The sequence below is a fragment of the Streptomyces sp. NPDC002640 genome, assembly GCF_053592575.1.
Genome location: NZ_JBSFVZ010000008.1, coordinates 128,343 through 149,753, shown reverse-complemented (window position 1 = coordinate 149,753; position 21,411 = coordinate 128,343). Strand labels below are relative to the sequence as shown.

Genomic DNA, 21,411 nt, shown 5'->3' with positions numbered 1-21,411 from the left:
GATCGGCCCGTGACCGCCCTCCGGCTCGGAACTCGTGGTACTCCCCACACCCGCCGCGAGGGCCCCCTCCTGCGGAAACGGGTGAAAAGCCGGTGGGTTGACTTTCCTACCCGCCGGTAACAGACTGCGGTTACCGCAGGTAACACGTTGCGCAGCACTGGAGGGGTCATGGCCGAGTTCACGATGGAACTCAACGACGAGCAGAAGGAGGTCCGGGACTGGCTCCACGGGTTCGCCGCCGATGTGATGCGCCCGGCCGCCGCAGAGTGGGACGAGCGCGAGGAGACCCCCTGGCCCATCATCCAGGAAGCGGCCAAGCTCGGCATCTACTCCCTCGACTTCTACGCCCAGCAGTACTTCGACCAGACCGGTCTCGGCCTTCCGATGGCCACCGAGGAGCTCTTCTGGGGCGACGCCGGCATCGCCCTGTCGATCATGGGCACCGGCCTCGCCGCCGTCGGCGTGCTCGCCAACGGCACCAACGAGCAGATCGGCACCTGGATCCCCCAGATGTACGGCACGCCGGACGACGTGAAGGTCGCCGCCTTCTGCTCCTCCGAGCCCGACGCCGGCTCCGACGTGGCCGCCATGCGCACCCGCGCCGTCTACGACGAGGCGAAGGACGAGTGGGTGATCAACGGCACCAAGACCTGGGCGACCAACGGCGGCATCGCCAACGTCCACGTGGTCGTCGCCGTCGTCGACCCCGAGCTCGGCTCCAAGGGCCACGCCTCGTTCATCATTCCGCCGGGCATCGAGGGCCTCTCCCAGGGCCAGAAGTTCCAGAAGCACGGCATCCGCGCCTCGCACACCGCCGAGGTGATCCTCGACAACGTGCGCGTCCCCGGCTCCTGCCTGCTCGGCGGCAAGGAGAAGCTGGACGAGCGCCTGGCCCGCTCCCGTGAGAAGGCGAGGAAGGCCGGCGGCGAGCGCGTGAAGAACGCCGCCATGGCGACCTTCGAGGCCTCCCGTCCGGTGGTCGGCGCGATGGCCGTCGGCACCGCCCGCGCCGCCTACGACTACGCGCTGGAGTACGCCAAGACCCGCGTCCAGTTCGGCCGCCCGATCATCGACAACCAGGGCGTGGCCTTCCAGCTGGCCGACATGCGCACCAGCGTCGACGCCGCGCGCCTGCTGGTGTGGCGCGCCTCCTGGATGGCGGTCAACGGCAAGCCGTTCGACGGCGCCGAGGGCTCGCAGTCCAAGCTCTTCGCGAGCGAGACGGCCAAGAAGGTCACCGCCCAGGCGCTCCAGATCCTGGGCGGCAACGGCTTCACCCGCGAGTACCCGGTGGAGCGGATGCACCGCGACGCGGCCATTTATACGATCTTCGAAGGTACGAGCGAGATCCAGCGCCTGGTCATCGCCCGCACCATCTCCGGCGTCCACGTCCGCTGACCCGGGTCCGCTCCGGTGTCGCCCGAGGGGGCGCGGGAACCTTCCCGCGCCCCCTCGGTCACGGGGTGACGCCCGCCGCCGGGACCGCGCCGCCGTGGCGGAGCGGGGTGAGCTGCTGGATGTCGTAGCGGGCCCGCAGCGCCTCGATCGCCGCCTCGTCGGGCGGGCCGCCGGACGAGAGGATCTCGAGGAGTTCCTCGAAGTACCGCTCGTGGTCCGGCGGCGGCGCGGCCTGGAAGAACATCCGGGCCGGGGTGTCCGTCGGGTTGGCGAAGGCGTGCGGGCAGCCCGGCGGCACGGCGATCACCGTGCCGGGGGTGGCGCGCACCACCCGGTTGCCCGAGAGGGACTCCCAGTGCCGCCAGTTGTCCGGCGTGCGCACCCGCGGCTCGAAGGCGAGCACGTCCAGCTCGCCCTCCAGGACGTAGAACAGCTCCTCGCTGCGGGTGTGGACGTGCGCGCCGACGTCGAAGCCGGGCGGCACGACCACCTCGAAGCTGGACGCCGTCCGCGAGTGCGCGCCCGTGACCTTGAACGTCACGTGCTGGGCGGGCGTGGCCACCGTGCGGCCGGCGCCGGGCGGCACCAGCAGGCCTTCCGTCACGGTCATCGGCGGCTCACCAGGTGACCGGAAGGGACTCGGGCCCGCGGATCAGCGCGCCCTTGCGGAACGGCACCTGCTCGGCCGGCACCGCGAGCCGCAGCCCCGGCACCCGGTCCAGCAGCGCGTCGACCAGCAGCTGGGACTCCATCCGCGCCAGCATGCCGCCCACGCAGTAGTGCGGGCCGAAGCCGAAGGCGACGTGCGGGTTGGGGTTGCGGTCGAGGTCGATCCGGTCGGGGTCCGGGAAGACCTCGGGGTCCCGGTTGGCGGCGAGGTAGGAGTTGTACACCACGTCGCCCTTGCGGATCCGCACCCCCCGGATCTCCACGTCCTCCGTGGCGATCCGGGACAGCCCGACCGCGTTGCGGTGCGGGATGTACCGCAGCAGCTCCTCGACCGCCCGCGGCCGGACGTCGGGCTCGGCGCGCAGCCGTTCGGCCAGCTCCGGGCGGGTCATCAGCAGGTAGAACATCTGCCCGCTGTTGTTGGTGACCGCCTCGCCGCCGATCTGCACCAGCACCGCCAGCCCGACGGCCTCCCGCACGGTGATCTCGCCGCGGCCGACCGCGGCGCCGAGCAGCGAGGTGACGTCCTCGCCGTCGCTGTCCCGCCGCTCCTCCACCAGCCGGGTGAAGTAGGCGGCCATGTCCTCGCGCGCCCGTTCGCTGACCTCGGCGCCGTGGGACTGGGACAGGATCCGCTGGGTCCAGTCGTGCATCAGGCCCCGGTCCGAGGCCGGGACGCCCATCAGCTCGCAGACCACGGCGATCGGGAAGGGGCCGAGCACCGCCTCGGTGAGGTCGGCGGGCGGACCCTTGGCGAGCAGGTCGTCCACCAGCTCGTCCAGCAGGAGCCGGGACCGCTCCCGCACCCGCTCCACGCCGCGCGCGGTGAACGCGGAGGCCACCGAGCGGCGCAGCCGGGTGTGGTCCGGCGGGTCGAGGAAGCCGACCGCGTCGGACCCGGGGATGAAGTGCGGGGCCAGCCGGGTGACCGGGCGGCCCATCACCTCGGCCCGGCTGAACCGCGGGTCGTTGGTCACGGCGCGGACGTCGTCGTAGCGGGTGACGAGCCAGGCCCAGCCCTCGCCGTTGGGCAGCGAGATCCGGGTGACCGGGCCCTCGCGCATCAGCTCGGTGAGGACCGGGTCGAAGTCGGCGCCGTGCAGGTCGACCGCCGGCCAGTCCCGTACCGGGGGAAGGGCCGAGGCGGTCGCCTCGTCGGTGGTGGAGGTCATCTCTGCTGTCGTCTCCGTCCGGGTCTCGGACCCCGTCGTCGGCGTGTCACGCCGGCACTCCCAGCGCCCGGTCCGCCGCGTTCCGTGCCGTGGAGGCGCTGTCGACCTGCCAGCTGCCGATCGACATCTCCGCGGTGATGCCGGGACCGAAGCCGGCCAGCATGCCACGGGCGCCGTCCTCGGCCCCGCCCTCGTCGAACATGCGGCGCAGCGCGTCCAGGACGACGGCGCTGGCGATGTTCCCGTACTCGGTGAGGGTGGCCCGGCTGAACCGGAAGGCGTGCGGCTCGACGCGCAGGTACTTGCTCAGGTCGTCGAGGATGCGCGGCCCGCCGGCGTGGATGATGTAGAAGTCCAGGTCGGAGGCGTTCCAGCTGTGGGCCTGGGCCAGCTCGTGCAGGGCGGGGGCCAGCGGCTCCATGGTGCCGGGCACCCGCTTGTCCAGCAGGAAGTGGAAGCCGGTCGCCCGGACGTCGTACGAGATCCAGTCCTCGGTCCTGGGGATCAGGTACGAGCCGTTGCGCTCCAGGCGCATGCCGGTGCCGCCCCGTCCGCGGACCACGGCCGCGGCGATGCCGTCGCCGAACAGGCCGTTGGACAGCAGGGAGCCGACACCGAGGTCGGTGGGCTGGTAGCAGAGCGAGCAGAACTCGCACGCCACGATCAGCGCGTTGGCCTCCGGGTAGGCGGTGCAGAAGTCGTGTGCCCGGTTGACGGCGGCTCCGCCGGCCGCGCAGCCGAGCTGGGCGATCGGTATCTGCCGCGTCGTGGAGGGGAAGCCCATCTCGTTGATCAGCCAGGCCGTCATCGAGGGCATCATGAAGCCCGTGCACGAGACGTACAGGATGACGTCGATGTCTTCCGGCCGGACCTGGGCGTTGTCCAGGGCCTCCCGCACGACGGCGGGCACTCGGGACTTGGCCTCGGCCTCGTAGATCTTGTTGCGGTCCGCGAAGCCGGGGTGCTTCAGGGTCTCCTCGATCGGCTGCACGATGTGCCGGGTACGGACCCCGGTGTTCTCGATCAGCCGCAGGGCGAGGGGTAGTTGCGGGTGGTCATGGTGACGGGAGCGCGCCAGTTCGAGCGTCTCCTCCATCGTGATCACGTGCTCCGGCACGGACACCGAGGGTTTGCACAACGTGGCCATGTGGGCGCACCTGCTTTCGTGGGGTGTGGCGGTGCATCCCCCAGCCTCACCCGCCGGGGCGCGGAATTCGCGCGGTGGTGGTCCAACCGGGGAAGGGTGACGGCAGGAGCGAGGACGGGAGAGCGGGATGACGCGGTGGACGGCCGGGGAACTGCTGGAGGGGGCCAGGGCGGAGTTCGCGCCCGACCCCGCGGCCAACCGCGCGGTGCCGTTGATCGAACGGGGCGAGGCCGCCCCGGAGCTGCTGCGGGCGCTGGCGCTGGAGGAGCGGGCGGTGGTCGCGGCCGACCGGCGGGCCTTCCTGCGGCTCGCCGAGCGGGCGGCCGGGATGCCCCGGTGCGCCGCCTACTACGCCGAGTTGGCGCGGGGCGAGGAGGTGGCCGCGGCGCGGCTGGAGGACTTCGCCCGGGCGGTCGGCGCGGTGGGCCAGGACGGCCGGAACGGCACGGGCGGCGGGGCCAGCGGGAACGGCACGGGCGGCGAAATCGGCACGGCCGGCGGGAACGGCACGGGCAGCGAGGCCGGCGGGAACGGCACGGGCAGCGAGGCCGGCGGGAACGGCACGGGCGGCGGGGTCGGCACGGTCGGCGAGAGCGGCACGGGTGGCGAGGCCGGCGGGAACGGCGGGAACGGCTCGGGCGGCGGGGCCGGCACGGGCAGCGAGGCCGGCGAGAACGGCACGGGCGGCGAAATCGGCACGGCCGGCGGGAGCGGCACGGGCAGCGGGGCCGGCACGGTCGGCGGGATCGGCCAGAACGGCGGGAACGGGGAGGGGCGGGGGCTCGGCGAGGCCCGGGACGGGCGGGAGGGCGGCGGGGTCGGCGCGGGAGCGGGAGCGGGCGGGGGACGGGTGGACCGGACGGGGGGCGGGGCCGGCGGGGGCTACGCCCTGCGGCCCGGCTGCCAGGCCTACCCGGCCTTCGTCGCCTGGCTGGCGCTCAACGCCGCCCCGGCCGGCACCGTGCTGGCGCTGGCCGCCAACTTCTCGGCGTGGGGCGGCTATTGCGGCCGGATCGCGACGGGCCTGCGGGAGCACTACGGGCTGGACGACAGGGCGTGCGCCTTCTTCGACCTGTTCGCCGCGCCGTCCCCGGAGCACGAGGAGACGGTGCTGGCCGCGGTCCAGGAGTGGGCGGAGGCGGGGCGGATCGACGAGGCGGCCGTGCGGAGGCACGGCCGTCTGCTGCGTGCGTACGAGGCCGGATTCTGGGACGCGCTGGTCGACGGGTAGCGGAGCGTCGGGGCGGAGCCGGTCGCAGGCGGCGGTCGGACGTCAGGGGCGGTCGCTGCTGTGGGCGATGCAGGCCACGTCGATCCGGTCGGCCAGCTTGGCGAGTTCGATGGTCAGCGCCGCCACGGTGTCCTCGTCCAGGTCGTCCCGGCCGTCCTCGACCAGCCGCAACCACCGCCCGCCGACCGTACGCAGCAGCTTGCTGACATCGGCGGCCGCCACCTGCAACGTGCCGCGGTTGTCGACGATCAGGGGGAGTGTCACTTCGCGGTTCACAAAGGGGATGGTAGACCCGTAAGGGTCACGCTCCGTGCCAAACGGTGGTGATGTTGCAGAACTCCCGGATCCCGTGGCCGGAAAGCTCCCGTCCGTAGCCGGACCGCTTCACTCCGCCGAACGGGAACGCCGGATGGGAGGCCGTCATCCCGTTGACGTAGACGCCGCCCGCCTCCAGGTCGCGGGCGAAGCGTTCGACCTCCGCCTCGTCGTCCGTCCAGACGTTGGAACTCAGCCCGAAAGAGGTGTCGTTGGCGATGTCGACCGCCTCGTCCAGGTCGGCCGCCCGGTACAGCGTGGCCACCGGGCCGAAGGTCTCCTCGCGGTGGACGCGCATCTTCGGGGTGATGCCGGCCAGCACCGTCGGCTCGTAGAACCAGCCCGGCCCGTCGGGGCGGCGGCCGCCGCAGAGCACCTCGGCGCCCTGCGCCACCGCGTCGTCGACCAGTTCCTCGAGGTCGGCGCGGCCCTTCTCGGAGGAGAGCGGGCCCACGTCGGTGGCCTCCTCCAGCGGGTCGCCGGTCCGCAGGGCGCGGATGCCCGCGACGAACCGTTCGGCGAAGGCGTCGTAGACGTCGGCGTGCACGATGAACCGCTTGGCGGCGATGCAGGACTGGCCGGTGTTCTGGGTGCGCGCGGTGACGGCCACCTCGGCCGCCCGGTCGAGGTCGGCGGAGGGCATCACCACGTACGGGTCGCTGCCGCCCAGCTCCAGCACTGTGTGCTTGATCTCGTCGCCGGCGGCCGCGGCCACCGCGCGCCCGGCGGGCTCGCTGCCGGTGAGGGTGGCGGCCCGCACCCGCGGGTCCCGCACGACCTTCTCGACGTCGGCGGAGCCGATCAGCAACGTCTGGAAACAGCCCTCCGGGAAGCCGGCCCGGCGGAACAGGCCGTCCAGGTAGAGGGCGGTCTGCGGGACGTTCGAGGCGTGCTTGAGCAGGCCGACGTTGCCGGCCATCAGGGCGGGCGCGGCGAACCGGACCACCTGCCAGAGCGGGAAGTTCCACGGCATCACCGCCAGCACCGGCCCCATCGGCCGGTAGCGCACCACCGCCCGTGAGCCGCCGGAGTCCGCCACGTCGGCCGGGTCCGGGTGCTCGTCGGCCAGCAGCGCCTCGGCGCGGTCCGCGTACCAGCGCATCGCCTTGACGCACTTGGCGGCCTCCGCGCGGGCCTGCTTCACCGGCTTGCCCATCTCGGTGGTGACCGTCCGGGCGATCTCCTCGGCCTCCGCCTCCAGCAGGTCGGCGGCCCGGTGCAGCAGCCGTGCGCGCTCCCCGAAGGAGGTGGTCCGGTAGGACCGGAAGGCCGCGTCGGCCGCGGCGAGCCTGCGCTCCACCTCGTCCGCGTCGATCGCGTCGAACGTCCGGACCGTCTCGCCGGTCGCCGGGTTCACGGTGGCGATGGGCATGCCCGACCAACTCCTCACTCGCTGTGCGGTTCGCTTCCGTGCGAGTGCTCAGCGAGGCGGCGGAGAAACTCCGCCTGCGCCTTCACCACCAGGTCGGCCGCCCGGTCGACGGGCAGCCAGGCGACGCGGTCGAGCTCGGGGAAGACGCGCGTGTGTCCCGAGCCGCGCGGCCACTCCAGCTCGAAGGTGCCCGGTACGACGGCCGCCGGGTCCAGGTCCGCCTCCACCGCCCAGACGGTCACCCTCTTGCCGCCCGCCTGGCGGACCTCGCCCAGCGGCACCGCGGGCCCGTCCGGCGGCTCCAGCCCCAGCTCCTCCCGGAACTCGCGCCGCGCCGCGGCCCACGGCTGCTCCTCGTCCTCGTCGTACTCCCCCTTGGGGATCGTCCAGGCACCGGCCTCGCGCCGGGCGAAGAAGGGGCCGCCCATGTGGCCCAGCAGCACCTCGACGCCGCCGTCCGCGCCCCGGCGGTGCAGCAGCAGCCCGGCGCTGCGGGGACCGCTCACGGCGTGACCCCGGGGTGGGCGGCGAGCAGGGTCTCCACGGTGTCGGCCTCGGCGGCCGGCTTGTCGTCCCGGTAGCGCAGCACCCGGGCGAAGCGGAGGGCGACGCCCGCCGGGTAGCGGCTCGAGCGCTGGATGCCGTCGTAGGCGATCTCCACCACCTGTTCGGGGCGGACGGTGACGCCCCAGGGGTGGTGCTCCACGGCCAGTTCCTGGAACCGCTCGGTCTGGCGGCGGAGCAGTTCGTCGGTCATGCCCTTGAAGGTCTTGCCGAGCATCGCGAAGCCGCCGTCCGCGGTGCGGGCGCCCAGGTGCAGGTTGGAGAGCTTCCCGGCCCGCCGCCCGTGGCCCCATTCCGCGGCGAGCACCACCAGGTCGAGGGTGTGCACCGGCTTCACCTTCAGCCAGCCCGCCCCGCGGCGGCCGGCGCTGTAGGGGGTGTCCAGCGACTTCACCACCACGCCCTCGTGGCCGCGCTCCAGCGTGGCGGCGAGGAACCGTTCCGCCTCGGCCGCCTCCCGGGGCCCTTCCACCACGAGCCGCCGCACCCGCCGTGGCTCGGGCGTCAGCCGGGCCAGCTCGGCGTGACGCTCGGCGGACGGCAGGTCCAGCAGGTCGCGGCCGTCCACGTGGAGGACGTCGAAGAAGACGGGGGAGACCGGCACCGCGCGGGCGGCGGTGGCGACGTCGGTGCGGGAGCCGATCCGCCCGGCGGTCTCCTGGAAGGGGCGGGGGCGGCCCCGCTCGTCCAGGGCGATCACCTCGCCGTCCAGGATGAGCCGCTCGCCGCCCAGCTCGTGGGCCGCGGCGACCACCTCGGGGAGGCGGTCGGTGATGTCGTCCAGGGTGCGGGTGAAGACGCGCACCGTGTCGCCGTCGCGGTGGACCTGCACGCGGATGCCGTCCAGCTTCTCCTCGACGGCGGCCGGGCCGCCCAGCCGGGCGACCGCCTCGGTGGCCGAGGGGGCGCTCTGCGCGAGCATCGGCAGCACCGGGCTGCCCACGGTCAGGCGGAAGCGGTCCAGGGCGGGCGGGCCGTCGGCCAGCAGCGCCTCGGCGACCGGGGCGAGCCCGCCGGCCAGCATCACCGCCCTGCGGACGTCCTCCGGGGCGGCGCCGGAGGCCTCGGCGAGACCGTCCGCGGCGGCGGCGTCCAGCGCGCCCTGACGGACCTCGCCGGTGAGCAGGGCGACCAGGAAGGCCTGCTCCTCCTCGGTGGCGCGCGACATCAGGGAGGTCACCAGGCGGGCGCGTTCGGCCTGCGCGCCGGGGCCGGCGACGGACTTCAGCGCGCTGAGCTCACGGTCGGTGCCGAGCACGGTGAGGGAGGGCTCGTCCGCGGGGGAGACGGGGTTGCCGAGGGTCTTCCAGCCGACGCCCAGCCGGCCCTGGGGCAGCCGGCCCGCCAGGTAGGGGATCACCACGGGCACGTCCTCGGGCTCCGCCTCGCTGAAGAGCCCGGCGAGGAGCGCCTTCTTCCGGGACCGTGAGGAGGTGGCGGCGACCTCGCGCGAAACGGCGGCAACACGCACCAGCAGCATGCCGTCCAGGTTCCCAGCGCGAGCCCGCTCATCCCGCTCGGCGGTTCCTTCTCCCGGAGGGTTCCCTGGGCGCAAGCGACCGCTTAGTATGCGCGGCGGGACGACAGCGACGGCGTCGGTGACGGTCAGCGACGTCGGCAAGAACACCGGCACCCGTGGGAGGCCCACCATGCAGGCATGGCACGTGCACGAGAACGGCGCACCCCGAGAGGTGATGCGCCCGGTGGAGGCCGAACCGCCCCGGCCGGGGGACGGCCAGGTCCTGCTCAAGGTGCGCGCCGCCAACGTCAACTTCCCCGACGCCCTGATGTGCCGGGGCGAGTACCAGGTGCGGCCCCCGCTGCCCTTCACTCCCGGCCTCGAGTTCTGCGGCGAGACGGAGGACGGCCGGCGGGTCCTGGCGACCGCCGTGCTGCCGCAAGGCGGCTTCGCCGAGTACGCCCTCGCCGACGCCCGCGGCCTGCTCCCCGCCCCCGAGGCGCTCGACGACGCGGAGGCCGCCGCGCTGCACATCGGCTACCAGACCGGCTGGTTCGGCCTGCACCGGCGCGCCGCGCTCCAGGCCGGCGAGACCCTGCTGGTGCACGCCGCCTCCGGCGGCGTCGGCACCGCCGCCGTCCAGCTCGGCAAGGCCGCCGGGGCCACCGTCATCGGCGTGGTGGGCGGCGAGGAGAAGGCCGCCGTCGCCCGCGAGCTGGGCTGCGACGTGGTGATCGACCGCAAGACCCAGGACGTGATCGCCACCGTCAAGGAGGTCACCGGAGGCCGCGGCGCCGACGTGATCTACGACCCGGTCGGCGGCGAGGCGTTCCGGCAGTCCACCAAGGTGGTCGCCTTCGAGGGCCGCATCGTGGTCGTCGGCTTCGCCAGCGGCACCATCCCGAACGCCGCGCTCAACCACGCGCTGGTGAAGAACTACTCCATCCTCGGCCTGCACTGGGGCCTGTACAACACCAAGGACCCCAAGCTGGTCCAGCACTGCCACGAGCAGCTGACCGAGCTGGCCGCCACCGGCGCCGTCCGGCCGGTGGTGAGCGAGCGGGTGCCGCTGAGCGCCGCCGCCGACGCCGTGCAGCGGGTCTGGGAAGGCGCCACCACCGGCCGGGTCGTGGTCGTCCCCTCGCTGGAGAACGGAGCCGCGGCATGACCGGCGCCGACGACCTGCGCCGCCGGACCCGGGAGCTCCTGGCCGCGCACCCGCCCGCCACCACCGACAGCAAGGCCTTCCTGGAGGCCCGCTTCGACGCCGGCCTGGCCTGGGTCCACTTCCCCGAGGGACTCGGCGGCCTCGGTCTGCCGCGCACCCTGCAGTCCGTGGTCGAGGCCGAGCTGGCCGCCGCCGGGGCCCCCGGCAACGACCCGCGCCGGATCGGCATCGGCCTCGGCATGGCCGCGCCGACCATCCTCCAGTACGGCACCGAGGAGCAGAAGCGGCGCTTCCTGCGCCCGCTGTGGCTCGGCGAGGAGGTCTGGTGCCAGCTCTTCAGCGAGCCCGGCGCCGGATCCGACCTCGCCGCCCTCGGCACGCGCGCCGTCCGGGACGGCGAGGACTGGGTGGTCGACGGCCAGAAGGTGTGGACCTCCAGCGCCCACGCCGCCCGCTGGGCCATCCTGATCGCCCGCACCGACCCGGACGTGCCCAAGCACCGCGGCATCACCTACTTCGTCTGCGACATGACCGACCCCGGCGTCGAGGTCCGCCCGCTGCGCCAGATCACCGGCGAGGCCGAGTTCAACGAGGTCTTCCTCAGCGGCGTCCGCATCCCCGACGACCGTCGCCTCGGCGAGGTCGGCGACGGCTGGCGGGTCGCGCAGACCACCCTCAACAACGAGCGCGTCGCCATCGGCGGATCGCCGATCCCCCGCGAGGGCGGCATGATCGGCAAGGCCGCCGCCACCTGGCGCGAACGCCCGGAGCTGCGCACCCACGACCTGCACCAGCGGCTGCTCGACCTGTGGGTGGAGGCCGAGGCGGCCCGCCTCACCGGCGCGCGGCTGCGCCAGCAACTGGTCGCCGGACAGCCCGGACCCGAGGGCGCCGGGATGAAGCTGGGCTTCGCCCGCCTCAACCAGCAGATCAGCGGACTCGAGGTCGAACTCCTCGGCGAGGAAGGCCTGCTGTACGAGGACTGGACGATGGTCCGCCCCGACAAGGTCGACTTCACCGGCCGCGACGCCGGATACCGCTACCTGCGCGCCAAGGGCAACAGCATCGAGGGCGGGACCAGCGAGGTCCTGCTGAACATCGTCGCCGAACGCGTGCTGGGCCTGCCCGGCGAACCGCGCACCGACAAGGACGTCGCCTGGAAGGACCTGGCCCGATGAGCGCCCCCGCCACCACCCCGGACCTGCTGTACTCGCAGGAGGAGGAAGACCTCCGCGCCGCCGTCCGCGACCTGCTCGCCGACCGGTGCGAGCAGTCCGCCGTGCTCGCCCGCACCGAGTCCGGCGAACCGCACGACCGGACGCTGTGGAAGAGCCTCGCCGAGGACATGGGCCTGGCCGGGCTGCTCGTCCCCGAGGAGCGCGGCGGCCAGGGCGCCGGCCACCGGGAGGCGGCCGTCGTACTGGAGGAACTCGGCCGCGCCGTCGCGCCGGTGCCGTACCTGACCAGCGCCGTCGTGGCCACCGAGGCGCTGCTGGCCTGCTCCGGCGAGGAGGCGGACCGGCTGCTCGCCGCCCTCGCCTCCGGCCGGACGGTCGGCGTCCTCGCCGTCGCCCTGAACACCGCCCCCGGCGACACCCCGCGCACCGCCCGGGTCGAGAACGGCACGCTGCACGGCGAGTTCACCGGCGTCGCCGACGCGCAGGCCGCCGACGTGCTGCTGGTGCCGGGCGAGGACGGCGCCCTGTACGCGGTCGACACGACGGCCGACGGCGTCACCGTGACGCCGCGGGTCTCCCTCGACCTGACGCGACCGGTGGACACCGTCACCCTCGCCGGGGCGGCCGCCTCGCGCGTCGGCGACGACGCCTCCGGCGCCGTCGCGCGCGCCCTGCGGTCCGGGGCCGGGCTGCTCGCCTCCGAGCAACTCGGCGTCGCCGAGCGGGTGCTGACCGGGACCGTCGGTTACCTGAAGGAACGGCGGCAGTTCAACCGGCAGGTCGGCGGCTTCCAGGCGCTCAAGCACCGGCTGGCCGCGATCTGGCTCGAGGTGGTCAACCTCCGCGCCACCGCCCGCAACGCCGCCGACGCGCTGGCCACCGGCAGCGAGGACGCCGGGGTGGCGGTCGCCGTCGCCCAGGTGTACGGGAGCCGGGTCGCCGTCCACGCGACCGAGGAGGCGGTGCAGCTCCACGGCGGCATCGGCATGACCTGGGAGCACCCGACGCACCTGTACCTCAAGCGCGCCAAGGCCGACTCCCTCGCCTACGGCGCCGCCGGACGGCACAAGGAACGCCTGGCCGAACTGGTCGACCTGCCGGGGCCGTCGGCCTGACGAGCCACCCCGGGGCGGCGGGCCGTTCACCCGGCCCGCCGCCCCCGCCCGGGGAACACCACACGTTCGGCGGACACGTCAACCACTCGCCCGTTCCTCCCATTGCGCCACACTTGCGGCCGAAAGCCGTGAAACGGGCGCGCAGTGGAGGAGATTTCCTGATGGCCATTTCCATCTCTGTGGTGGTCCTGCTGCTGATCCTGGCCGCCATCCTGCTGCGCTGCGGATCGCTCAAGCTCTCGCACGCCACCATCTGCGTGCTGCTCGGGTTCTGCCTGGCCGGCACCAGCATGGCCCCGACCATCCACAACGGGCTGGCCGCCACGACGGAGATCGTCAGCGGCCTCCATCCGTGACCGCACGGAACCTGGCCGCGCGCGACCCGGGTGCCGCGCGGTCCTCAGAGCAGCCGGGAGCGGATCAGGAAGCGGACGCCCTCCGGGGCCTCCAGGGAGAAGCCGCTGCCCCGGCCGGGGACGACGTCCACGATCAGCCGGGTGTGCCGCCAGAGCTCGTACTGGGAGCGGGACATCCAGAACCCCACCGGCCGCTCCACGCCGTCGACGCGCAGCTCGGCGAGGCGGACGTCGGAGTCCCCGATGCGGAACTCGCCCTCCGGGTAGCACATCGGGGCGCTGCCGTCGCAGCAGCCTCCGGACTGGTGGAACATCAGGGGCCCGTGCAGCTCGCTCAGCCGCCGCACCAGGCGGGCCGCCTCCTCGGTGAGCTCCACACGTGCGGTGTCGTCGTCCATGTCGCCATCCCAGCGGGTCCGAGGTTGCGACCACGTTGCGCCGCGGGCCGGGCGGTGTGGGTCGGTCGTGCCGGCCCGGTCAGTCGGCGCCGCCGTCCTCCCGGACCAGCAGCACCCCGCTGATCAGCTCGGGGCGGATCCGCACCGGGCGCTGGGCGTGCGAGGGGCCCAGCGGACGCAGCAGCGAGCGGTAGCGCTCCAGGTCCGCGGCGTCCTCCACCGGCAGCGCGTAGCCGGTGACCGAGACGCTCCAGCCCAGGTGGGTCCGCGGGTCCAGGGAGCCCGCCTCGTACGCCACCACCACGCCGGGCCCGCCGTCCGGCAGCCCCCGGGGCAGCAGTGCCGCGGCGTCCGGGGTGCGGATGACGATGTGGCCGTCGTCCAGCAGGTGGCTGACCGGGCGGACGGTCGGCAGTGCCTGCCGGGTGAAGACCAGGCGGCCCAGCGACACGGTCGCCATCAGCCGCAGCGCCTCCGCCGCGTCGAGGGGGATGCTCCGGCGGGCCTCGACGCGGAGCTCATGGCCGAGGGCCTCCGGGGGGTGGGCCTTGGCGCCGTTGGCTCGGGGGCGGTGGAGCCTGGCGCCCGCGGAGGGCTCAGCGGGACCGCCACCGTCTGCCGTCGCGGTGCGCGGGGTGGCCTTGTCGAGGTGCATGAGCGTGTCCAGAGGTCGGGGCCGGGGCCCGGCGCGGACCGGGGGTGGTCGGGCCTCCATGCAACAGGGCGCCACACTCGTACGCCAGGGTCCTTCGGCCCCGTCGCACGCCACCACGGCCCCGTCCGCGGTCACCTGCTGTCCCCGCGGTCACCGTCGGCACACGGTCACCGTCGGCACGCGGGCGTCGTCAGGCAGGCATGGTCCTCGGGCGGCCGCTGTCGTCAGCGCGGCCACCGTCGCTCAGGCCCGTCCTCGCCGTCCCCGCCGTCTCCGTCGGCTTGGTCCGCCTCGTCGTCGCCGAGGGCCGCGCGGCCCGCCTCCAGCCGTGCCACCGGCACCCGGAACGGGGAGCAGGAGACGTAGTCCAGCCCCGCCGCGTGGAAGAAGTGGACGGACGCCGGGTCGCCGCCGTGCTCGCCGCAGACCCCGATCTGCAGGCCGGGCCGCGCCCGCCGCCCCTCCTCGACGGCGATCCGCACCAGCCGGCCCACCCCCTCCTCGTCCAGCGTCTCGAAGGGGGAGACGGCGAAGACGCCGCGGTCGAGGTAGGCGGGGAAGAACTCGGACTCCACGTCGTCGCGGGAGAACCCCCAGGTGGTCTGGGTGAGGTCGTTGGTGCCGAAGGAGAAGAACGCGGCCTCCCCGGCGATCGGGCCGGCGGTCAGCGCGGAGCGCGGCAGCTCGATCATGGTGCCGACCGGGCAGTCCACCGGCACGCCGGACTCCAGGCGCACCTCGGCCAGCACCCGCTCCACCTCGGCCTTCACCAGCCGGAGTTCCTCGACGTCACCGACCAGCGGCACCATGATCTCGGCGCGCGGATCTCCGCCGGCCCGGGTGCGCGCCACCACCGCGGAGGCCACCGCCCGCACCTGCATCCCCACCAGACCGGGCACCGCCAGGCCCAGCCGGACACCCCGCAGGCCCATCATCGGGTTGTCCTCGTGCATCCGGTCGACGGCCTCGAGGAGCTCCATGTCGCGCTGCCCGGGCCGCTCCCCGCGCGCCGCGGCGGTGGCCACCCGCACCGCCAGCTCGACCCGGTCGGGCAGGAACTCGTGCAGCGGCGGGTCCAGCAGCCGGATGGTGACCGGCAGGCCGTCCATGGCCTCCAGGATGCGCGTGAAGTCGTCGGTCTGGAGCGGCAGCAGGGCGTCCAGCGCCCGGTCCCGCTCCCTCGGCGTGCGGGCCAGGATCATCTCCTCCACCAGATGCCGCCGCTCGCCCAGGAACATGTGCTCCGTCCGGCACAGGCCGATGCCCCGCGCCCCGAAGCGGCGGGCACGCGCCGCGTCCTCCGGCGTGTCCGCGTTGGCCCGCACCTCCAGCCGCCGCACCGCGTCCGCCTGCTCCAGCGCCCGGCTCACCGCCCCCACCAGGCCGTCCCCGGCCGCCGCGGCGTCCTCTCCCGCCTCCAGGCGGCGCATCACCTCCGAGGGCACCAGCGGCACCTCGCCGAGGTACACCGCGCCGGACGAGCCGTCCACCGACACCACCCGGCCCTCCTCGAGGACCGTGCCGTCCGGCGCCGTCGCGCGACGGCGCGCGGTGTCCACCACCAGCTCCTCCGCCCCGCACACGCAGACCTTGCCCATGCCCCGGGCCACCACCGCCGCGTGACTGGTCTTGCCGCCCCGGCTGGTGAGGATCGCCTGCGCCGCCACCATGCCGGGCAGGTCGTCGGGGTTCGTCTCCTGCCGGACCAGCACCACCCTCTCGCCGGCCGCCGCCCGCCGCGCCGCCTCCGCCGAGTCGAAGACCACCGCCCCGACCGCCGCACCCGGTGAGGCGGCCACCCCGCGGGCCAGCGGTTCGGGCGTGCGTTCCGCGTCGAAGCGGGGGAACATCAGCCGGGCCAGCCCTTCGCCGCTCACCCGGGACAGCGCCTCCCGGCGGTCGATCAGTCCCTCCTCCGCCAGCGCGTCCGCGATCGCGAACGCCGCCTCCGCGGTCCGCTTGCCGACCCGGGTCTGCAGCATCCAGAGCCGGCCGCGCTCGATGGTGAACTCGATGTCGCAGAGGTCCCGGTAGTGCCGCTCCAAGGTCTCCATGATCTCCAGCAGCCGCCGGTACGAGGCCGGATCCAGCCGCTCGAGGTCGGCCAGCGGCACCGTGTTGCGGATGCCGGACACCACGTCCTCGCCCTGCGCGTCGGGCAGGTAGTCGCCGTAGACCCCCGGCCTGCCGGTCGCCGGGTCACGGGTGAACGCGACGCCGCTGCCCGAGTCCGGCCCCAGGTTGCCGAAGACCATCCGCTGCACGGTGACCGCCGTGCCGAGGTCGTCCGGGATGCGCTCGCGCCGACGGTAGAGCCGCGCCCGCTCCCCGTTCCAGGACGCGAAGACCGCGAGGATCGCGCGGCGCAGCTGCTCGGCGGGGGACTGGGGGAACGCCTCGCCGGTCTCCCGCAGGATGGCGTCCTTGAAGGTGTCCGCGAGCTCCGCCAGGTCGTCCGCGTCCAGGTCGAGGTCGCTGCGCGCGCCGCGGGCCCGCTTGAGGGCGTCCAGCGCCTCCTCGAAACGGACCGCGGGCGCCCCCATCACCGTCGCCCCGAACATCTGCAGCAGCCGCCGGTAGGAGTCCCAGGCGAACCGTTCGCTGCCGGAGACCCGGGCCAGACCGAGCACCGACTCGTCGTTGAGACCGACGTCCAGGATGGTCTCCATCATCCCCGGCATCGAGAACCGGGCCCCGGAGCGCACCGACAGGAGCAGCGGATCGTCCGCCCGGCCCAGCGTCCGCCCGGCCGACTCCTCCACGGCCGCCAGATGGCGGGCCACCTCCCCGGCCATCCCGTCCGGCTCCGACCCGGTGGCCAGGAACGCGCGGCACGCCTCCGTGGTGATCACGAAACCGGGCGGCACCGGCAGGCCCATCCGGGTCATCTCGGCCAGGTTCGACCCCTTGCCGCCGAGCAGGCCGGCCATCTCCCGGCCGCCCTCCGTGAAGTCGTAGACGTAACGGACCATGGCGCTGCTCCTCGATGTCGTACGGGCTCTGCGGGCGGCTGCGCACGGGGCTCCGCGGGCCGCGTCGCGGGCTCCGTGGGCCGCGTGGTCCATGGCCGGGGCCGCATGGTCCCTGGCCGGGGCCGACCGGCCCTGGCCCGGCGGTCCGGGACCGAGGCATGATCGTTGTGGGACACCCTGCCGAACGACAAGGAGCGAACCGATGGCGGACAGCCGGCCGGCCGGCCCCGCGAGCCCGATCCGGGTCTTTCTTCTCGACGACCACGAGGTGGTCAGGCGCGGGGTGCACGACCTCCTGAACGACGAGCCGGACGTGACCGTGGTCGGCGAGGCCGCCACGGTGGCCCAGGCCCTCGTCCGGGCTCCCGCGCTCCGCCCGGACGTGGCCGTGCTGGACGTCCGGCTGCCCGACGGCGACGGGGTGAGCGTATGCCGGGAGCTGCGCTCCCGCATGCCGGACCTCGCCTGCCTGATGCTCACCTCCTTCGACGACGACGAGGCCCTGCTGGACTCCGTGATGGCCGGGGCGGCGGGGTACGTGCTCAAGCAGATCCAGGGCTCCGACCTGGTCGCCGCGGTGCGCGCGGTGGCCGCCGGGCGCTCGCTGCTCGACCCCTCGGCGACCGCGCGGCTGATGCGCCGGCTGCGCGGCGAGGAGAACCGGCGGCCCGCCGGACAGCGGCTGCCCGACCTCACCGAGCGGGAGCGGGAGATCCTGGACCTGATCGGCGAGGGGCTCACCAACCGGCAGATCGGCGAACGGCTCTTCCTCGCCGAGAAGACGGTCAAGAACCACATCTCCCGGCTCCTGGCCAAGCTGGGGGTGGAGCGGCGGGTCCAGGCCGCCGTCATCGCCACGCAGCTCCGCGACGGGCACCGGTAGGCCCGACGCGGGCGGTCCGCCACGCGACCGGCCTCCATCCGGCTCGGTCCGGTTCGGGTTTGGCGCGGCGGCCCGGCCCGGCTCGGGTCCGGTGCGGCCCGCCTTGCCCGCCTCGGTCCGCTCGGTCCGAATCGGGTCCGCAGTGCGGAGCGCCTCGGTGCGTCTCGGTGCGCCGCACCGGCGGCCCATAACCGATCTTGTCGGCGATCCACGCACCCCGTACCGTGTGCGCCTGCCCGGCCGCTACCGTTGGCATATGCGGTCACGGTGGGCGGACCGCAGACCGACGGGGAGGACACTGCGGTGGACGGCGTGGACGACCCGACCCGCGAGGTGCGGCTGCCCCACCTGCGGTTGGACGACCTGCTGGACGAGCTCCAGGGCCGTCTCCAGGCGGCCCGCGGCACCCGCGACCGCATCCACAGCCTGCTGGAGGCGGTGCTCTCGGTCGGCCGCGAGCTCGACCTGGAACAGGTGCTGCGCGGCGTCGTGGAGTCCGCCACCGTCCTGGTCGACGCCCGGTACGGCGCCCTCGGCGTCCTCACCCCCGACGGCGAAGGGCTCTCCTCCTTCTACATGGTCGGCGTCGACGAGGACCACATCGCCCGGATCGCCAGCTTCCCCGCCGGGCATGGCATCCTCGGCCAGCTCGTCCGGCACCCCGAGCCGCTGCGCCTGGACCGGCTCTCCGACCACCCCGAGTCCTTCGGCTTCCCCACCAACCACCCGGCCATGGAGAGCTTCCTCGGTGTGCCGATCCGGGTCCGCGACAAGGTCTTCGGCAACCTCTACCTGACCGAGAAGGGCAACGGGCAGAAGTTCGACGACGAGGACGTCGCCGTGCTCTCCACCCTGGCCGTGGCGGCCGGGGTGGCCATCGAGAACGCGCGGCTCTACGAGGAGTCGCTGCTGCGCCAGCGGCTCCTGCGGGCCAGCGCGGAGATCACCCGCAGCCTGATGTCCGGCAGTCACCGCGGCGAGGCGCTGGCGCTGATCGCCGAGCGGGCCCACGAGGTCACCGGCGCGCAGATCGCCGTCGTCGCGGTGCCGGTGGAGGGCACCGGGTCGCTGGTGCTGGAACTGGCCTTCGGCGAGGACGCCGAGGAGTACCGCGGGCTGGTGCCGGCGCAGGACGACAGCCTGATCGGGAGGGCCTACGCCACCGGCCGGCCGGTGGTGGTGCACGACGTCGCCAAGGACGCCAAGGCGCTCTCCGCGCTGCCCCGGACGGCCGGGATGGGCCCGGCGGTCGCGCTGCCCATCGGCAGCGGCGCCGCCGACGTGCGCGGTGTCGTGCTGCTGGTGCGCGAGACCGGCCGCAGCGCCTTCAACGCGACCGAGATCGAGTCCCTCCAGGGCTTCGCCGCGCAGGCGGCGGTGGCGATGGAACTGGCCGACCGGCGCCGTGAGGCCGAACAGATCGCCATGCTGCAGGACCGCGACCGGATCGCCCGCGACCTGCACGACCTGGCCATCCAGCGGCTCTTCGCCACCGGGATGACGCTGCAGAGCGCCGGCCGCTTCATCGACCACCCCGAGGCGTCCGAACGGGTGATGCACGCGGTCGACGACCTCGACGAGACCATCAAGATCATCCGGTCGACCATCTTCGGACTGCGCTCCCGGGACGAGATCACCGGCGCCGGACTCCGCTCCCGGGTGGTGCGGACCGTGGCCGACGCGGCGCGGGAGCTGGGGTTCACCCCGAGCGTCCGCACCGAGGGCCTGCTCGACAACGACGTCCCCGCGGCCCTCGCGGACCAGGTGGTCGCCGTGCTCACGGAGGCGCTGGCCGACGTCGCCCGGGCCGCGGGGGCCCGCCGGGCCGACGTGGTGCTGGAGACGTCCGGCAGGCAGGTCACCCTCACGGTCACCGACGACGGCTCCGGCCCTCCCGGGCGGCCCCCGCGGGGCGGGCCGGAGGACCTGACGGGGCGGGCCGGAGGGCTCGGCGGGGAACCGACCGTCGAGCGGACGCCCGGCGGCGGCACCCGACGGGTGTGGCGGGCGCCGCTGCGGGGGTGACGGCACGGCGGGTGCGGGTGCGGGTGCGGGTGCGGGTGCGCGGGTGCGCGGGTGCGCGTGCCGTGCCGGTCCTGGCGCCGTGCGGGCGCGGGTGACCTGCGGCCGTGGGTGCCGTGCGGGGCGCCCGGTGCCGTGCGGCCGCGGGGCCGTGTGCCGAGCGGTGCGGGCCGGGTCCGGACGCCAGGGGATGCCGTGCGGGGCCCGGTGCCGTGCGGGTGCGGGTGGGCCCGACGGTCCCTAGCCTGGTGCGGGGGGCGCCCGACCGAGCTCAGGAGGCCACACCCATGAAGGCGCTCGTGTTCCACGGACCCGGCAGGCGTTCCTGGGAGGACGTCCCCGACCCCGTCGTCCAGGACCCCACCGACGCGGTGATCAAGGTCGACGCGGTCACCATCTGCGGCACCGACCTGCACATCCTCAAGGGCGACGTCCCGGCCGTGAAGGACGGACGGATCCTCGGCCACGAGGCCGTCGGCACCGTGCAGAGCGTGGGCGACTCGGTCACCAACGTCGCCCCCGGCGACCGGGTGCTGATCTCCTGCATCACCTCGTGCGCCCGCTGCCGCTTCTGCCGCGAGGCCCGCTACAGCCTCTGCACCGGCGGCGGGAGCTGGATCCTCGGCCACCTCATCGACGGCGTGCAGGCCGAGTACGTGCGGGTGCCGTTCGCCGACACCTCCACCTACAAGCTGCCCGACAGCGTCTCGAACGAGGACGCGCTGCTGCTGGCGGACATCCTGCCGACCTCGTACGAGATCGGCGTGCTCAACGGCCGCGTCTCGCCGGGCGACGTGGTCGTGGTGGTGGGCGCCGGGCCCGTCGGCCTGGCCGCGATGACCACCGCCAAGCTGTTCGGCCCCCGCCAGGTGATCGCCGTCGACCCGGCCGCGCAGCGGCGGGAGGCCGCGCTGCGGCACGGGGCGGACGTGGCCTTCTCGCCCGAGGAGGACGTCAAGGCCAAGGTCCTGGAGCTGACCGAAGGGCTGGGCGCGGACGTCACCATCGAGGCGGTGGGCATCCCGGCGACCTTCGAGCAGTGCGCCGAACTGGTGAGGCCCGGGGGCCACATCGCCAACGCGGGCGTGCACGGGGCGCCGGTCACGCTCCACCTCGAGGACCTGTGGATCAAGGGCATCACCCTCACCACGGGGCTGGTCGACACCAGCACCACGCCGACCCTGCTGAAGATGGTCGCCTCCGGAGGGCTGGACGTCGGCGGGTTCATCACCCACCGGTTCGGGCTCCACGAGATGGACGAGGCCTACGACGTGTTCGGCCGCGCGGGGGAGACCGACGCCCTCAAGGTCGCCCTCTCCGCCACCTGACCGGCCCCC

General features: G+C 74.2%; 19 protein-coding genes. 9 read left to right on the top strand and 10 right to left on the bottom strand.

Going from position 1 to position 21,411, the window contains the following annotated elements:
- Positions 1–168 precede the first annotated feature (168 nt).
- Positions 169–1,398: an acyl-CoA dehydrogenase family protein gene (locus ACWD3O_RS13340; RefSeq protein ID WP_451415932.1), complete on the top strand. Its 1,230-nt coding sequence runs from the start codon at positions 169–171 to the stop codon at positions 1,396–1,398.
- A gap of 58 nt (positions 1,399–1,456) precedes the next feature.
- Here the strand turns inward: ACWD3O_RS13340 and ACWD3O_RS13335 are convergent, their stop codons facing one another.
- The 3 genes from ACWD3O_RS13335 to ACWD3O_RS13325 are packed head-to-tail and all read right to left on the bottom strand — an operon-like array spanning position 1,457 to position 4,386.
- Positions 1,457–2,008, bottom strand: a complete 552-nt coding sequence (locus ACWD3O_RS13335) for a cupin domain-containing protein (RefSeq protein ID WP_451412715.1) — start codon at positions 2,006–2,008, stop codon at positions 1,457–1,459.
- 7 nt (positions 2,009–2,015) lie between these two features.
- Positions 2,016–3,239: a cytochrome P450 gene (locus ACWD3O_RS13330; protein ID WP_451412714.1), complete on the bottom strand. Its 1,224-nt coding sequence runs from the start codon at positions 3,237–3,239 to the stop codon at positions 2,016–2,018.
- Positions 3,240–3,285: 46 nt separating this feature from the next.
- Entirely contained in the window at positions 3,286–4,386 is a 1,101-nt protein-coding gene (locus ACWD3O_RS13325; RefSeq protein ID WP_451412713.1) for a type III polyketide synthase, read from the bottom strand.
- 127 nt (positions 4,387–4,513) lie between these two features.
- On the opposite strand from ACWD3O_RS13325, the gene ACWD3O_RS13320 reads away from it, so the two are divergent.
- A complete protein-coding gene (locus ACWD3O_RS13320) occupies positions 4,514–5,617 on the top strand; it encodes a hypothetical protein (protein WP_451415931.1) in 1,104 nt (367 codons plus the stop codon).
- 42 nt (positions 5,618–5,659) lie between these two features.
- Here ACWD3O_RS13320 and ACWD3O_RS13315 read toward each other — a convergent pair whose 3' ends face one another.
- From ACWD3O_RS13315 to ACWD3O_RS13300, 4 genes are read right to left on the bottom strand one after another with little or no spacing between them, the layout of a single operon-like run.
- On the bottom strand, positions 5,660–5,893 hold the full coding sequence (locus tag ACWD3O_RS13315) for a DUF6213 family protein (protein WP_356134732.1): 234 nt from the start codon (positions 5,891–5,893) through the stop codon (positions 5,660–5,662).
- A gap of 25 nt (positions 5,894–5,918) precedes the next feature.
- Positions 5,919–7,304: an NADP-dependent succinic semialdehyde dehydrogenase gene (locus tag ACWD3O_RS13310; protein WP_451415930.1), complete on the bottom strand. Its 1,386-nt coding sequence runs from the start codon at positions 7,302–7,304 to the stop codon at positions 5,919–5,921.
- 14 nt (positions 7,305–7,318) lie between these two features.
- On the bottom strand, positions 7,319–7,810 hold the full coding sequence (locus tag ACWD3O_RS13305) for an NUDIX domain-containing protein (protein WP_451415929.1): 492 nt from the start codon (positions 7,808–7,810) through the stop codon (positions 7,319–7,321).
- Positions 7,807–9,348, bottom strand: a complete 1,542-nt coding sequence (locus ACWD3O_RS13300; RefSeq protein ID WP_451415928.1) for an ATP-dependent DNA ligase — start codon at positions 9,346–9,348, stop codon at positions 7,807–7,809. Before ACWD3O_RS13300 ends, ACWD3O_RS13305 begins: the two co-directional genes overlap by 4 nt.
- A gap of 169 nt (positions 9,349–9,517) precedes the next feature.
- Here ACWD3O_RS13300 and ACWD3O_RS13295 point away from each other — a divergent pair, with 169 nt between their 5' ends.
- The 4 genes from ACWD3O_RS13295 (at position 9,518) to ACWD3O_RS13280 (ending at position 13,144) form a co-directional block, all read left to right on the top strand.
- A complete protein-coding gene (locus ACWD3O_RS13295) occupies positions 9,518–10,495 on the top strand; it encodes an NADPH:quinone oxidoreductase family protein (RefSeq protein ID WP_451415927.1) in 978 nt (325 codons plus the stop codon).
- Positions 10,492–11,673 (top strand): acyl-CoA dehydrogenase family protein, encoded by a 1,182-nt coding sequence (locus tag ACWD3O_RS13290; RefSeq protein WP_451415926.1) that lies wholly within the window; start codon positions 10,492–10,494, stop codon positions 11,671–11,673. The genes ACWD3O_RS13295 and ACWD3O_RS13290 overlap by 4 nt, the downstream gene beginning before the upstream one ends.
- Entirely contained in the window at positions 11,670–12,788 is a 1,119-nt protein-coding gene (locus ACWD3O_RS13285) for an acyl-CoA dehydrogenase family protein (RefSeq protein WP_451412706.1), read from the top strand. Before ACWD3O_RS13290 ends, ACWD3O_RS13285 begins: the two co-directional genes overlap by 4 nt.
- Before the next feature lie 161 nt (positions 12,789–12,949).
- The gene (locus ACWD3O_RS13280) at positions 12,950–13,144 is read left to right on the top strand and encodes a hypothetical protein (RefSeq protein ID WP_356134745.1); all 195 of its coding nucleotides are present in this window, start codon (positions 12,950–12,952) and stop codon (positions 13,142–13,144) included.
- Between the two features lie 44 nt (positions 13,145–13,188).
- On the opposite strand, the gene ACWD3O_RS13275 is transcribed toward ACWD3O_RS13280, so the two are convergent.
- From ACWD3O_RS13275 to ppdK, 3 genes are all read right to left on the bottom strand, one after another.
- The gene (locus tag ACWD3O_RS13275; RefSeq protein ID WP_451415925.1) at positions 13,189–13,542 is read right to left on the bottom strand and encodes a DUF779 domain-containing protein; all 354 of its coding nucleotides are present in this window, start codon (positions 13,540–13,542) and stop codon (positions 13,189–13,191) included.
- Positions 13,543–13,621: 79 nt separating this feature from the next.
- Positions 13,622–14,197 carry a pyridoxamine 5'-phosphate oxidase family protein gene (locus tag ACWD3O_RS13270; RefSeq protein ID WP_451415924.1) on the bottom strand — a complete coding sequence of 192 codons (576 nt, stop codon included), beginning with the start codon at positions 14,195–14,197 and terminating at the stop codon, positions 13,622–13,624.
- Between the two features lie 224 nt (positions 14,198–14,421).
- A complete protein-coding gene (gene ppdK, locus ACWD3O_RS13265; RefSeq protein ID WP_451415923.1) occupies positions 14,422–17,169 on the bottom strand; it encodes a pyruvate, phosphate dikinase in 2,748 nt (915 codons plus the stop codon).
- Positions 17,170–17,371: 202 nt separating this feature from the next.
- Here ppdK and ACWD3O_RS13260 point away from each other — a divergent pair, with 202 nt between their 5' ends.
- The 3 genes from ACWD3O_RS13260 (at position 17,372) to ACWD3O_RS13250 (ending at position 21,402) form a co-directional block, all read left to right on the top strand.
- Positions 17,372–18,052, top strand: a complete 681-nt coding sequence (locus tag ACWD3O_RS13260; protein ID WP_356134753.1) for a response regulator transcription factor — start codon at positions 17,372–17,374, stop codon at positions 18,050–18,052.
- A 267-nt stretch (positions 18,053–18,319) separates the two neighbouring features.
- The gene (locus ACWD3O_RS13255) at positions 18,320–20,077 is read left to right on the top strand and encodes a GAF domain-containing protein (protein ID WP_451415922.1); all 1,758 of its coding nucleotides are present in this window, start codon (positions 18,320–18,322) and stop codon (positions 20,075–20,077) included.
- A gap of 284 nt (positions 20,078–20,361) precedes the next feature.
- Positions 20,362–21,402, top strand: a complete 1,041-nt coding sequence (locus ACWD3O_RS13250; RefSeq protein ID WP_451415921.1) for an alcohol dehydrogenase catalytic domain-containing protein — start codon at positions 20,362–20,364, stop codon at positions 21,400–21,402.
- Positions 21,403–21,411: the final 9 nt, after the last annotated feature.